We start from the raw sequence: 13,906 nt of genomic DNA on the forward strand, positions 1-13,906 counted from the left end.
CTACGGTTGCGATTGCAGCGGTAAGGGTTGTTTTACCATGGTCAACGTGTCCGATTGTACCGACGTTGACGTGTGGCTTGTTACGTTCAAACTTGGCCTTTGCCATGGGTATTTCCTCTTTTTTTGGGGTTCAAGACTTAACTCATATAAATATGATTATTAAGACGATTTTGACCACATTAAGATAATTGTTAAAAGGTTGCACATACTAATGTGCAGATATTATAAGAAAATCGCGGCCAATAACAAGTCTTTTAACAAGTTATTGGCGTATTCTTTAGTGACAATACACAGACACACTCTATATTGTCACCTTTAGTAAGCTTTATTTACTCGTCATCATCTTTAGAGTTGAACTTAGAGATGATTTCAGCAGCAACTGATTTTGGAATTTCAGCGTACTTTTGGAATTCCATTGAGTAAGTTGCACGGCCTTGGGACATTGAGCGCATTTGAGTGGCATAACCAAACATTTCCGCTAATGGTACTTCAGCACGAATCTGTTTAGTACCGCCAGGTAGATCTTCCATACCCTGTACCAAACCACGACGACGGTTAAGATCGCCCATGATGTCGCCCATGTAATCTTCAGGTGTTTCAACTTCTACTTTCATTACTGGCTCAAGTAGCGCTGGATCAGCTGCTAAGAAACCTTTTCTGAAGGCCATAGAACCAGCCATCTTAAATGACAATTCATCAGAGTCAACGTCATGATAAGAACCATCATACAAGGTCGCTTTTACGCCAACTACTGGGTAGCCTGCAAGTACGCCGTTTTTCATGCGCTCTTGGATACCTTTATCAACAGCACCGTGGAATTCTTTTGGTACAGTACCACCAACAACTTCTTCAGCGAATTCATATTCAGTGTCGCCAGCTGGATCAAGTGGCTCAAGACGTAACCATACGTGACCAAACTTACCACGACCACCTGTTTGACGTACGAATTTGCCTTCTTGTTCAACAGTGTTACGAATCGTCTCACGATAAGCAACCTGAGGTGCACCGATGTTTGCTTCAACGTTGAATTCACGCTTCATACGGTCAACAAGAATCTCTAGATGTAGCTCACCCATACCACTGATGATCGTCTGACCAGATTCTTCGTCAGTGTGTACACGGAACGATGGATCTTCTTTTGCCAAACGGCCAAGAGCGATTGACATTTTTTCTTGGTCAGCTTTAGTCTTTGGCTCAACAGCTAGAGAGATAACTGGATCTGGGAATTCCATACGCTCAAGAGTGATCACGTTGTCTTCATCACATAGCGTATCACCAGTAGTCACATCTTTCATGCCGACGAGAGCTGCGATATCACCAGTACGAATTTCTGCAAGCTCTTCTTGAGAGTTTGCCATCATCTGTACGATACGGCCAACACGCTCACGCTTCATCTTAACTGGGTTATAAACACTGCTACCCTGCTTCATTACACCAGAATAAACACGTACGAAGGTTAAGTTACCAACGAATTTGTCATTCATGATTTTGAACGCTAGTGCTGAGAAAGGTGCTTCATCTGATGCTTCACGGCTGCCTTCGCTTTCGTCTTTGTCATCAAGAATACCTTTAATAGCAGGTACATCGATTGGTGCAGGTAGATACTGAATAACGGCATCTAGCATCTTCTGTACACCTTTGTTCTTAAAGGCAGTACCACAAAGAAGCGGGATGATTTCGTTATCGATAGTTAACTGACGAATAGCACCATGAATTTGTTCTACAGTCAATTCACCGTTTTCTAGGTATTCGTTCATCAACTCTTCGTTTGCTTCAGCAGCGCTTTCTACAAGGTGCTCGCGGTATTCTGCTGCTTTTTCTTGTAGTTCAGTTGGGATTTCGCGCTCATCATACTGCATACCTTGAGACGCTTCGTCCCAATAGATAGCTTTCATGGTCACTAGATCAACAACGCCTTCGAAGTCATCTTCTTTACCAATTGGGATAACCAATGGTACAGGGTTACCACCCAAACGAGTTTTGATCTGTTCGATAACACGATAGAAATCAGCACCAACACGATCCATTTTGTTTACAAATGCAAGACGTGGTACTTTATATTTGTTCGCCTGACGCCATACGGTCTCAGACTGTGGCTGAACGCCGCCTACTGCACAGTAAACCATGCAAGCGCCATCAAGTACACGCATAGAACGTTCAACTTCGATCGTGAAGTCAACGTGACCTGGGGTATCGATGATGTTGATACGGTGTTCGTCAAACTGTTTAGCCATACCTGACCAAAAACAAGTTGTTGCCGCTGAGGTAATAGTAATACCACGCTCTTGTTCTTGCTCCATCCAGTCCATAGTGGCTGCGCCATCATGTACTTCGCCAATTTTGTGGCTAACACCGGTATAGAATAAAACACGCTCTGTAGTGGTTGTCTTACCAGCATCGATGTGCGCTGAAATACCAATATTGCGATAGCGTTTTAGGGGAGTTTTACGAGCCATAGTGTTTTCCTAGGAAAAGTCGTGTATATAATAATGTATTGTGTCTCTACCTCATACTCTATGACAAAGCGTTCAGCTTCGTAATATTACTTACTGATTATTGAGCCTAATACGGACAAAAAAAGAGCAAATACTAAGAATAGTGCGGCATCAAATTTGGGATGCTCTCCAGCAAAAACTGTATTTGTTAAGAGAGACATCTGGATAGATGTCCGCCACCTCAGTCGTCAATAAATAACATTTATATATGACCGAATGATGATGGCGGCAATCAATAGAATAAACAACAATGTAAGATTAAATGGCATGAGCCTCTAATCTCAAGCTATTATTAAAAAGTAGCTTAGAAACGGTAATGAGAGAATGCTTTGTTAGCATCTGCCATGCGGTGAACTTCGTCACGCTTTTTCATAGCAGCGCCTTTGCCATCAGCAGCATCATTCAATTCGCCAGCTAAACGCAAAGCCATTGATTTTTCAGAACGCTTAGCAGCAGCTTCAGCTAACCAACGCATAGCCAATGCAGTACGACGGGAGGGGCGTACTTCCATTGGTACTTGATAGGTTGCACCGCCAACGCGGCGAGCTTTTACTTCTACCATTGGGCGTACATTTTCTAGCACTTCTTCGAAGAAAGATACTGGATCTTCAACTTTACGCTTCTCACTTACTGTCTCAAGTGCACCGTAAACGATACGCTCAGCAGTAGATTTCTTACCATCACTCATTACATGGTTGATGAATTTTGCAACAGTTTGGCTACCAAACTTAGGATCCGGTAGGATCTCACGGGCAGCAACGACGCGACGTCTTGGCATAATAAATTTCCTTATCTTCAGGAGTGTCTAACATTCACAACATCGACTACTTACCATTAGGATATAGCAGTGAGTTATCAGTTAGCCTTACTGCATGGTGGTATGTTTTAAGAGCAAATCACAGATATATATTTATATAAAAGCGATATTACTACTGACACCAAACCCATGCACAGTTATTGGGTAGTGCAAAAAGCTTATCTAATAACGTTTAGTTATTAAACTTTAGGCTTCTTAGCACCGTACTTAGAGCGACCTTGCTTACGGTCTTTAACGCCTGCGCAATCTAATGCACCGCGAACAGTGTGATAACGTACACCTGGTAGATCTTTTACACGACCACCACGGATTAGAACAACACTGTGCTCTTGTAGGTTATGACCTTCGCCGCCGATGTAGCTTGATACTTCATAGCCTGAAGTCAAACGTACACGACATACTTTACGCATGGCAGAGTTAGGTTTTTTTGGCGTGGTAGTATATACACGAGTACATACACCGCGACGCTGTGGGCACGCTTCCAACGCAGGAACTTTTGACTTTTCCTTGATGGTTTTGCGACCTTTACGAATCAATTGGTTAGTTGTTGCCATAAGGCATCCTTCTCCCGTTTGGTATAAAACAAAAAAATGGGCCAATGCACCATCTATCTGACAATAATTGCAGATTTCGGGGCACCCATTTTTAGGACAGTGTATTATAAAGAGTTGTTGCTGCTATTTCAACCACTTATGAATGGTTTCGCTTTACAACATTTGATAGATATGCATTCAGCCTCTCATTGTATCACTTTATAGATTTTTCGCCGAAAAATAGCGTAAGAAATAAAGTAAACAAAGTGAGCTCAAGCATCATTAAGAAAAGATGTTTAACATTGAAATGGTACTTGATAGTAACTAAGTGGTGGTATTTATCCTAATTTTCAAGTCGTGTTGCTCAATCAAACTAAGATAAATACCATTGCGCTTATAAAGCTATAACCCAACTAGCAAATAATATATCTATTACTTGGCTTTTTTATCAGACGTTTGCTTGTCTGAGTCTTTTTCACTGCTAGTTTCTTCTTTATTAGCTTCTTCTTTATCAGTGACTTTTTCTGAATCACTGCTTTCTTCTTTGCGCTCAGTGTCTTTTTTCGCCTCATCAGTACTAGCCTTTTCTACTTTAGCCTCACTGCTGCTGTCATCAGTAATAGCACGATTGGCCAGTTTTGCCTCTGGCGCAAAGGTCGCTTGAGCAACACCAATAACTTCGTCGATCAATTGGCTGTTATAGTGCATACCGATCGCTACTGCAGTGACAGGAATAAAACGACGAACCCATGATAAATTAATCTGATCTAAATCAATACCTACTTGACTGGCGACTTTGTCTATTTGCTCAGCATAGAAATTTACATTTTTATTTTTCAGACCGAGATTTTTAAGTTCACTATGCAGTCCATTGCTTTGAGCATTATCGAGCAAACCTTTACCAATACCTAGACCAGCTAGTAGCGCTTGTTTTTCTTGCATCTTGCTCAAATCAGCGTTTGATAGTAGTTCGTACGCCATCTTGACGCCTTGCTTACCTGTCAGCGGCTTATTATATACAGCAGCAATCTGATAAACCGTACGTAATGAAACCAGTAATAGCCATAGTGTATCAGCGAGCAAACCTGGTAGACCTGCTAAACCTGTCAAACCACCCATCATTGCAAGCGCGCGGTTTTGATTAGCAATATCAGTAGCTAGCGCATAACGCTCTTCGTCATCTAAAGTGGCAATATTGGCAAAGCGATGCTCATTAGGCAAGTCGAGTTGACTCCAGTTGGCAGCGAGGTTGGCCACTTGGGCAAATGCGCCATCAACTGTCGATTGAAAAAAGCTATTCGGCACGACTTTCTTGGCGTATTTACCATAAGTAGCAAAGCGTGGTCCTAAAAGTTGCTGCGTAGCCTTTAGTGTTTGCTCACGAAACAAATCTTGTTGGTAGTCTTCATCGCCTAGGTCGACAGCTTTATATTGACGCGGCTTGCCTGTTTTGGCATTTACGCTATCAATCATAGCCCCTACACGCTCTAGGTTGTTTCGAGTAAAAGAGCCAATGGTATTGATGCTTTTAGAAAGAGTACTACGCTTTGCCATCGTGATGTCCTTAATATGATGAGTTGGTTTTTTAATATAATTGTATTTTAATATGATAGTTAATTATTAATAATAATGAATCTATTATTTTAGCCAGTTATCGTAACTGGTGTCAGTGCGAACAATGTTATTAGAATCACAAATTTTGTATCTAAAGTATAATTCCGTCCATAGTCAGTAGCTAGTCTTACTTCTCATCTCTTTACTCAAAACTTAGTCATAAGTGTTATTTTGTCGTTATTTTACACTTGTCCAAAGATTTCCAGTGCTTGATACGTTATCATGTGCCATAACTGAGAGCATAATTGTACACTGAATTTATATTGCCTCTGATAGACCGTTAACAGAATTTCGTTACCTAAATTCATGCTATCGTTATCTACATAGACTATTTTTTCATTATAATGCTCGAATTAACTCATAGTTAAACATCATATATAGATTTACCACGATTATTGCAACCAACTGCTAGCAAGTCGTTACTTATAAGGAATAGCATATGCGCCGCGTCGTTATTACTGGAGCAGGGATTGTCTCTTGTATTGGACATGATTTAGATACTGTCACCACTGCCCTCAAAGAAGGTCAGTCTGGCATCACATTTAACGATTCTTATGCTGAGCACGAGTTTAAATCACACGTGAGCGGTAGTATCAATCAATCAGAACTTGATACCAGTGGTATCGACCGTAAGCTGAAAAGGTTCTTTAGTGACGCCAGTCTCTATGCTTACGTCAGTGCGCTAAATGCGATTGAGCACTCAGGACTATCGCTTGATACTATCAATAACAACCCACGAGTGGGTGTAGTGGCAAGCTCGGGCGGCGCATCAACAGAAAATATCGTCAATGCTATCGATGCTATGCGCGAAAAAGGTTTACGCGGTGTCGGCGCAATGGCAGTACCAAAGACAATGGGCAGCTCGGTATCAGCCGCTTTAGCAACCGGTCTAAAAATACAAGGCGTCTCCTACTCGCTCGCCTCTGCTTGCGCGACTTCAACACACTGTATCGGTCATGCTGCTGAGCTTATCCAATTGGGTAAAGCCGATGTGATATTGGCTGGTGGTAGTGAAGCTGAACACTGGACACAGTCTTGTATGTTTGATGCCATGGGTGCAGTCAGTACTCAGTATAACGACACACCAAAACTTGCTTCAAGAGCCTATGACAAAGACCGTGACGGTTTTGTGATTGCTGCTGGTGGCGCGATGGTTGTTGTAGAGAGTCTGGAGCATGCTCAAGCACGCGGTGCCAATATTTTGGCTGAAATCGTTGGCTATGGTGCCAGCTCAGATGGTGCAGAAATGGTTGCGCCAAGCGGTGAAGGTGCAGTTCGCTGTATGCAACAAGCTTTAGCTGAAGCGGGTCTAGAAAGTGTCGATTACATCAACAGCCATGGTACTAGCACACCACTGGGCGATATTACTGAGCTTAAAGCGATTGCTAAAGTATTTGATAATGACGTCAGTAAAGTACCTGCTATCAGCTCAACCAAATCAATGACAGGCCATAGCTTGGGTGCTGTTGGTGCACAAGAGCTGATTTATTGTCTACTAATGCTACAGGACGGCTTTATCGCTCCAAGTATCAATGTTGACAACTTAGATCCTGCTGCTGAAGGTTTCGATATCGTCACCGAAATGCGTGAAGCAAACCTTGAAACCTTGATGAGTAATAGCTTTGGCTTTGGTGGTACTAACGCTACGCTGATTATCAAAAAGTTTGACGCTTAACCCATGCCTGTATCGAATCACAATACAACTGAGCAGACAGATTCTGCACCATCGCCAGCTAGCAAACCTAGCTGGCGTTTTGGTGATTTGTCTGCTGCAGAGCTGATGCCGCAGCTACAGCGTCACTTGCTCGCTCAAGATATTAAAGCAAACTGGCAACTTGTTTGGCTTAATAACGATGGTCGACCAGTAATCGGCTTACTCCCAAAAGTCTGCTGGTCTGTATATCCCAATGATGAGCAAGCTTCTAGTGACTTACCCAATATTTATAAGGTGATTAAAAGTTGCCGTGGCAATGGCGTGCGTCGCAGTACTGATGTAAATAGCGATGATAATAGCTATGCTAGCATGACAGCTTATATGAGCTATCTAGAGTGGCAAGATGAGCTAATCGCTTATAGTAACGCTCAAGAAGTTAATCATGACACCTCATATATCAATAACGAAGAAAGCCCAAAACCCAGTTATCATCATGGGCTAATCGGTTTTATTGGTTATGATATTGCAGCTCTCGAACTAAGCCCTGCCGATAGGATTGAATTGGCAATGCAGCCGTGTGCTTCGTTGGCACATTATGATATTTATCTAACACCTACGGCACATGCTGATATAGGTTGGACGTTAAAAACTCATCTAACTAACGATGATGCTTCTGAGAATACCGATCATGAGACAAACGATATTCTTATAAATACTCTTACCTCTTACCTAGATGAACTGGATCAAAAACTGTCTGATAAACATCTCAATCAACCACAGTTTAAAGATGTATCAAACATCACTCCTCTAGTTTTAAGTCCGCGATGGAGTAAGCTTGATTATCAACAAGCATTTAATCGCACACAAGACTATCTACAACAAGGTGACTGCTATCAGATAAACCTGACACAGAAATGGTCTGGCAGTTTAGCGCGCGAAAATAACGATGTTCAATCAGCCTTTTCGCTTATTGACTATTTGCCTGCGCTATATCGCAATACAAAAGCGCCTTTTGCAGGATATGTGAGCGTTGATGGCGATGATGGTGATTACCTAAATAAAAGCAGCAGCTTCAACGCAGATAGCAATCATTTTGAATTGTTAAGCTGCTCACCTGAGTTGTTTTTTACATTCACTAGAGAAAACGACACTGGCAAACACTCTATTCGCACTAAGCCTATCAAGGGAACTATGCCGCGAGGTGTTACTAATGAGCAAGATGAGCGCTATAAGCAGCAACTGGTCGATAGCGAAAAAGACCGTGCCGAAAATGTCATGATTGTCGATTTACTGCGTAATGATTTGGGCAAATACGCCAAAATTGGCACTGTGAAAGTACCACAGTTATTTGCGATTGAGAGCTTTAGCAACGTCCATCATATGGTGAGTACTATTACCGCTGAGCTAAAAACTGATACTCATCCATTGGCTGTATTGTTTGGTAGTCTGCCCGCTGGTTCTATCACTGGCACACCAAAAAAACGCGCTGTCGAAATCATCGCTGAATTGGAATCTACTCCACGTGGTGCTTATTGCGGCACTATGGGTTATATGAATTTTGATGGTAGTGGTCAATGGAATGTACTCATTCGTACATTGCAAGCCAACGCTTTGTCGAATGATGACTGTAATAAAGAAAGACACGTTAACCTGTGGGCAGGTGGCGGTATTACGGTCGCGTCTGATTGTGATGCTGAATACCAAGAATGCTTAGATAAAGTAGGTAACTTATTATCAGTCTTGGCTCAGAATATGTAGCCTGCCAAAGTGAAATGTCATTACTAATTTGAAATTAAAAAAGCCTGCCAACGTTACGTTAGCAGGCTTTTTTTAAGACTTATCGATAGTGCTTTATGTGATGAGTAAAGGGACCAACCTATTCACATTCTACATTAAGCTATCAATATAATTTTATTCAGCAACAACGCTAGCATCGACCTGCAAGGCTTTTAGCGCATCAATCAAACGGTTGTTCTGCTCTGCTGTACCGATAGTAATACGTAAGTACTCTGCAATACGCGGCTTATCAAAATGCCGAACGATAATGCCCTGCTCGCGTAACGCACTCGCGACAACGCTAGCATTGCCATCTTTTGGACGAGCGAATACGAAGTTGGCATGTGACGGTAGGACCTTATAGCCCAATGTCGTCAACTCTGCTGTTAGCGACATACGTAAATCAATGACTTGCTGACGGGTTTGCTCAAAATACTCAGTATCTAACACACTCGCAGTCGCCCCAGCCTGAGCCAACTTATCCAATGGATAGCTGTTAAAGCTATTTTTCATACGTGTTAGTGCTTCAATCAATGATGCATTACCAAAGGCCATACCAACACGCAATCCAGCAAGCGAGCGTGACTTTGAAAAGGTTTGGGTCACGATAACGTTATCACACTCATTGATTAAGCTCACCGCTGAGACTGAAGCATCTGCATTGCTCTCGTCTATCTGAGCAAAATCGATATACGCTTCATCAATAACAATGACAGCATTAGAATGCTCACTCGCAAGTTTACGGATATCAGCAAGCGACAGCAGTAAGCCTGTTGGTGCATTAGGATTAGCGATGATAATACCGCTACAAGGCTGACGATAAGCATCAGGGTCAATGCTAAAATCTTCCTCTAGAGGAATCTGTACAAGCTCTACACCGAACGTCTGCGCATATACTGGATAAAAACTATAACCAATATCAGGTGATAGTAGCGGACGCTCTTTTAAAAAGAAGCTCGCAAATACTAATGCCAAGACTTCGTCTGAGCCATTACCGACAAATACTTGATTGATATCGAGGTTATATGACTGTGCTAATGCAGCACGTAGGTCATTAGATTCAGGAGCAGGATACAAACGTAACTCATCAGCTTGCTGTTCCAAAACCTTGGCAATAGCCTCCCCTACTTTTGGCGAGGGTGGAAATGGGTTTTCATTGGTATTTAGTTTGCATAGATTGTCGTGTTGCGGCTGCTCCCCTGGAACATAAGGTGACAAGTTGCGCGCTTTAGACGACCACAGTCTGGTGTCTATCTTTGACTCACTCATAAATTATCCTACTATTAGCCAAAAAGACTATTAAAAATAAATATCAAAAGTAAAAGCTAAAAATTCAAAATCAACTACTGATAACGATAACGAGCTGAACGCGCATGGGCTTCTAAGTCCTCACGCTGCGCTAAAATATCAGCTGTCTCAGCCAGAGGCTTGCTGCCAGATTCACTACAATAAATGATGGATGATTTCTTTTGAAAATCGTACACACCTAACGGCGAAGAAAAGCGCGCCGTACCTGATGTTGGCAGTACATGGTTCGGTCCTGCACAGTAGTCCCCAATAGCTTCAGGCGTATGACGACCCATAAAGATAGCACCGGCATGACGAATATCGTTTAACAGTGCGTCAGGATTATCAACAGATAACTCTAAATGCTCAGGGGCGATACGATTGATAAGTGCCATACCTTCGCTACGATCTTTTACTAAAATCAGCGCACCGCGGTTCTGCAATGAGTCACGCGCGATATCTGCTTTTGGCAGCTCAGCCAGTGCTTTTTCTATCTCAAGTGCTACTTCGGTGAGCTGCTCTTCGCTAGTCGTCACAAAGATAGCTTGTGCAATACGATCATGCTCAGCTTGAGACAATAGATCCATCGCTAGCCAATCTGCTCTATCTTGTGCTTCGCCTTCTGCATATACCAATACTTCTGAAGGTCCAGCAATCATATCGATACCAACTTGACCAAATACCGCACGCTTGGCAGCTGCGACATATTTGTTACCTGGTCCTGTGATTTTGTCCACGGCTGGAATCGTTTCAGTGCCGTAAGCTAAAGCTGCTACTGCTTGAGCGCCACCAATAGTGAAGACGCGATCGACTTGGGCCAGATGAGCCGCTGCCAATACTAACGAATTGAGCACGCCTTTAGGCGCTGGTACGACCATGATGACTTCAGTGACGCCAGCCACCTTAGCAGGAATAGCATTCATCAACACCGAAGAAGGATAAGATGCCAGACCGCCTGGTACATAAATCCCAACGCGATCAAGTGGCGTGACTTTTTGACCCAATCGGTTGCCTAGCTCATCCTCATACTGCCATGTTTCTTGTACTTGGCGCTCATGGAATGTCTGTACCCGAGTCGCTGCTGTGGTCAACGCTGTCTTTACTTTTTTATCAAGATTGGCAAACGCTTCAGCAAGCGCTTCTTTAGACAGCTCTAACTCTTGCATCGACGTTGCTGGATGCTGGTCAAACTGCTGAGTCAATGCCAATACGACGCTATCACCATCAGCACGTACTTGGGCGATGATATTATCGACGGTATGTAATAGTTCAGCATCATTGACTGTTTCAAAGGCAAGCAATTGTGTTAATTGACTATCAAAATCGGCATCTTGGGTACTTAACTGGCGCATGACCTAATCCTATATCTGAGCATAAAGTAGTGCTAAAAATGAACGGTTTGGAACTGAGTAAAGTAGGTTTATCTTTTTTCAAAATATTGCGACTTATTCGATGTCTTCTTGTCTGCATTTTACGGTGATTTTATGTTTTCTCAAGCTAAGACAACAAAACCAGTTTAGCACGCTACGTCACTCATAGCCTGCTAAACTGGTTTAAAAATTTGTATAACCATGCTTTATATTACCAATGACTTGCACTGGATAATTAGCCATTGGCGATACTATTTTTAAAGCTATCTAAGATTGGTTCTAGTAGTGCAAATTTGCGCTTATAGCTAACTTGATTGACAATCAAACGTGAGGAAACATCGCAAATATGATCGCGTGCCTCAAGTCCATTGGCACGCAATGTATTGCCTGTATCGACCACATCGACAATCAGATCGCCCAAGCCAACCAACGGCGCAAGCTCCATCGAACCGTAAAGCTTGATGACATCAACCTGCTGACCTTGGCTTGCAAAATAAGCACGAGCGACATTGACATATTTGGTCGCAATACGCAGACGACGATTTGGTAGCGGTGCATCTTTCACACCCGCAGTCATCAGTTTGCACTGAGCAATCTGCAAATCGAGTAATTCATAAACATGATTGGCACCATGCTCAAGCAGCACATCTTTACCCGCCACCCCAAAGTCAGCAGCGCCATGTTCGACATAGGTCGGCACGTCGCTGGCACGCAAAATCAATACACGCACATTTGGATTTGAGGTCGGGAAAATAAGCTTACGTGACGCTTCAGGATCTTCTAAAAGATCAACGCCAGCTGCACGTAACAGTGGCATGGTCTCTTCTAGAATGCGGCCTTTTGATAAAGCCAAGGTTAGACCTGAAAACTCATCGTTTACTTCGTTTAATAAACCGCTGGCTGGTAAAGATTTGCTTGTCTCAGTCATAGTGACATCGTGTCCATGTGCAGTCCCCTACTCAAAGGGGAATTTTTAATTTATAACGTAATATGGGTAACAGTTGATATTGAGTTAATCAATATTAAGCGTTGGTATTAATACGCTCGATATTCACGCCTAAGCTACGCAGCTTGTCTTCAACATGCTCATAACCACGATCGATGTGGTAGATACGGTCAATTAAGCTCTCGCCTTCAGCAGTCGCCGCTGCCATTACCAATGACATAGACGCGCGTAAATCTGTCGCCATGACTGGGGCTGCAGTAAAGTTTTCCACACCTCGTACTACCGCAGTGTGACCATCAACCTGAATAGACGCGCCCAAACGATTGAGCTCTGGTACATGCATATAGCGGTTTTCGAAAATATTTTCAATAAAAGTACTCGTACCGTCCGCTAAGCAAGCAATCGCCATTAGCTGAGCTTGCATATCCGTTGGGAAACCAGGATGTGGCTGAGTACGGATATCAACCGCCTTTGGACGGCCTTTCATTTGCGCACGAATCCAGTCATCACCTGTAGTAATAACCGCACCCATATCTTCGAACTTCTCTAACACTGGCGTCAGTAATAGAGCAGATGTTTTTTTGGTCAATACATCGCCACGTGTCATCAAGGCACCAGCAAGGTATGAGCCTGTCTCAATACGATCAGGTACGACTGAATACTCGCAGCCATGCAGACGCTCTACCCCTTCGATGGTCATCGTTGACGTACCGATACCGCTTATTTTGGCACCCATTGCAACCAACATATTGGCCAAATCAACCACTTCTGGCTCTAACGCACAGTTACCTAAGACAGTTGTGCCTTTGGCCAATGCTGCTGCCATGATGACGTTTTCAGTACCGCCAACAGTGATCATATCAAATGAGAAATTACAGCCTAATAGCTTGCCACCTTTTGGCGCTTGAGCTTTTACATAGCCATTTTCCACACTGATTTCGGCACCCATCGCTTCAAACGCTTTTAGATGCTGGTCAACAGGGCGTGAACCAATCGCACAGCCACCTGGCAATGAGACTTCGGCTTCGCCAAAACGTGCCAGTAACGGCCCTAGCACCAAGATTGACGCGCGCATGGTTTTTACCAAATCATACGGGGCATAAAAGTTATCGATACTCTTGGTATCGCAAGTGACAGTATCATCTTGCTTCTGGATTTTGATACCCATGCCACCGATCAATTCAATCAACGTTCGCACGTCTTGTAGTGACGGCACGTTATGCAGTGTCGTTGGAGTCTCAGCCAATATCATAGCTGCGAGTAACGGCAAAGCGGCATTTTTGGCGCCTGAGATGGTGACTTCCCCTGCGATACGACTACTACCAGTGATTAAAAATTGATCCATAAAGGTGACAACCTAGCGATGAGTATAGAAAATTATGAAAACCAGAACTACAACTTTCAACCATGCATA

Annotated in this window: 11 protein-coding genes; 2 read left to right on the forward strand and 9 right to left on the reverse strand. The window is 43.1% G+C overall.

The window, feature by feature from the left end; all coding sequences use genetic code 11:
* The 5 genes from JMX96_RS12875 to JMX96_RS12895 all read right to left on the reverse strand — a co-directional run.
* Positions 1–106: GTP-binding protein (locus JMX96_RS12875; protein WP_087553676.1), on the reverse strand; the 106-nt coding region annotated here is incomplete at its 3' end.
* Positions 107–329: 223 nt separating this feature from the next.
* Positions 330–2,456: an elongation factor G gene (gene fusA / locus JMX96_RS12880; RefSeq protein ID WP_057761733.1), complete on the reverse strand. Its 2,127-nt coding sequence runs from the start codon at positions 2,454–2,456 to the stop codon at positions 330–332.
* 343 nt (positions 2,457–2,799) lie between these two features.
* Positions 2,800–3,273, reverse strand: a complete 474-nt coding sequence (gene rpsG, locus JMX96_RS12885; protein WP_057761735.1) for a 30S ribosomal protein S7 — start codon at positions 3,271–3,273, stop codon at positions 2,800–2,802.
* A 218-nt stretch (positions 3,274–3,491) separates the two neighbouring features.
* Positions 3,492–3,866, reverse strand: coding sequence for a 30S ribosomal protein S12 (gene rpsL / locus JMX96_RS12890; RefSeq protein ID WP_011281154.1), 375 nt, complete (start codon positions 3,864–3,866; stop codon positions 3,492–3,494).
* 411 nt (positions 3,867–4,277) lie between these two features.
* The gene (locus tag JMX96_RS12895; RefSeq protein ID WP_201569508.1) at positions 4,278–5,399 is read right to left on the reverse strand and encodes an EcsC family protein; all 1,122 of its coding nucleotides are present in this window, start codon (positions 5,397–5,399) and stop codon (positions 4,278–4,280) included.
* 499 nt (positions 5,400–5,898) lie between these two features.
* Between JMX96_RS12895 and JMX96_RS12900 the strand changes: the two genes are divergently transcribed.
* Together JMX96_RS12900 and JMX96_RS12905 are read left to right on the forward strand one after the other, a co-directional pair.
* Positions 5,899–7,134: a beta-ketoacyl-ACP synthase II gene (locus JMX96_RS12900; protein ID WP_102091614.1), complete on the forward strand. Its 1,236-nt coding sequence runs from the start codon at positions 5,899–5,901 to the stop codon at positions 7,132–7,134.
* Positions 7,135–7,137: 3 nt separating this feature from the next.
* Positions 7,138–8,871, forward strand: a complete 1,734-nt coding sequence (locus JMX96_RS12905; protein WP_201569510.1) for an anthranilate synthase component I family protein — start codon at positions 7,138–7,140, stop codon at positions 8,869–8,871.
* A gap of 153 nt (positions 8,872–9,024) precedes the next feature.
* Here the strand turns inward: JMX96_RS12905 and hisC are convergent, their stop codons facing one another.
* From hisC to murA, 4 genes are all read right to left on the reverse strand, one after another.
* The gene (gene hisC / locus JMX96_RS12910) at positions 9,025–10,158 is read right to left on the reverse strand and encodes a histidinol-phosphate transaminase (RefSeq protein ID WP_201569512.1); all 1,134 of its coding nucleotides are present in this window, start codon (positions 10,156–10,158) and stop codon (positions 9,025–9,027) included.
* A gap of 74 nt (positions 10,159–10,232) precedes the next feature.
* Positions 10,233–11,528, reverse strand: a complete 1,296-nt coding sequence (gene hisD, locus JMX96_RS12915; RefSeq protein WP_201569514.1) for a histidinol dehydrogenase — start codon at positions 11,526–11,528, stop codon at positions 10,233–10,235.
* Positions 11,529–11,781: 253 nt separating this feature from the next.
* Entirely contained in the window at positions 11,782–12,474 is a 693-nt protein-coding gene (gene hisG / locus JMX96_RS12920; protein WP_057761746.1) for an ATP phosphoribosyltransferase, read from the reverse strand.
* A gap of 94 nt (positions 12,475–12,568) precedes the next feature.
* Positions 12,569–13,837, reverse strand: a complete 1,269-nt coding sequence (gene murA / locus JMX96_RS12925) for a UDP-N-acetylglucosamine 1-carboxyvinyltransferase (protein WP_101205352.1) — start codon at positions 13,835–13,837, stop codon at positions 12,569–12,571.
* Positions 13,838–13,906: the final 69 nt, after the last annotated feature.

Origin of the sequence: Psychrobacter sp. JCM 18900, assembly GCF_904846625.1 — a bacterium.
In the GTDB taxonomy this organism is placed as follows: Bacteria; Pseudomonadota; Gammaproteobacteria; order Pseudomonadales; family Moraxellaceae; genus Psychrobacter.

What these genes read in the sequence shown, in the direction of transcription:
- rpsG (WP_057761735.1), bottom strand. Translation starts at nt 3,273, where the DNA reads ATGCCAAGACGTCGCGTCGTTGCTGCCCGTGAGATCCTACCGGATCCT.
- JMX96_RS12905 (WP_201569510.1), top strand. Translation starts at nt 7,138, where the DNA reads ATGCCTGTATCGAATCACAATACAACTGAGCAGACAGATTCTGCACCA.
- JMX96_RS12895 (WP_201569508.1), bottom strand. Translation starts at nt 5,399, where the DNA reads ATGGCAAAGCGTAGTACTCTTTCTAAAAGCATCAATACCATTGGCTCT.
- hisG (WP_057761746.1), bottom strand. Translation starts at nt 12,474, where the DNA reads ATGACTGAGACAAGCAAATCTTTACCAGCCAGCGGTTTATTAAACGAA.
- murA (WP_101205352.1), bottom strand. Translation starts at nt 13,837, where the DNA reads ATGGATCAATTTTTAATCACTGGTAGTAGTCGTATCGCAGGGGAAGTC.
- hisD (WP_201569514.1), bottom strand. Translation starts at nt 11,528, where the DNA reads ATGCGCCAGTTAAGTACCCAAGATGCCGATTTTGATAGTCAATTAACA.
- hisC (WP_201569512.1), bottom strand. Translation starts at nt 10,158, where the DNA reads ATGAGTGAGTCAAAGATAGACACCAGACTGTGGTCGTCTAAAGCGCGC.
- JMX96_RS12900 (WP_102091614.1), top strand. Translation starts at nt 5,899, where the DNA reads ATGCGCCGCGTCGTTATTACTGGAGCAGGGATTGTCTCTTGTATTGGA.
- rpsL (WP_011281154.1), bottom strand. Translation starts at nt 3,866, where the DNA reads ATGGCAACAACTAACCAATTGATTCGTAAAGGTCGCAAAACCATCAAG.
- fusA (WP_057761733.1), bottom strand. Translation starts at nt 2,456, where the DNA reads ATGGCTCGTAAAACTCCCCTAAAACGCTATCGCAATATTGGTATTTCA.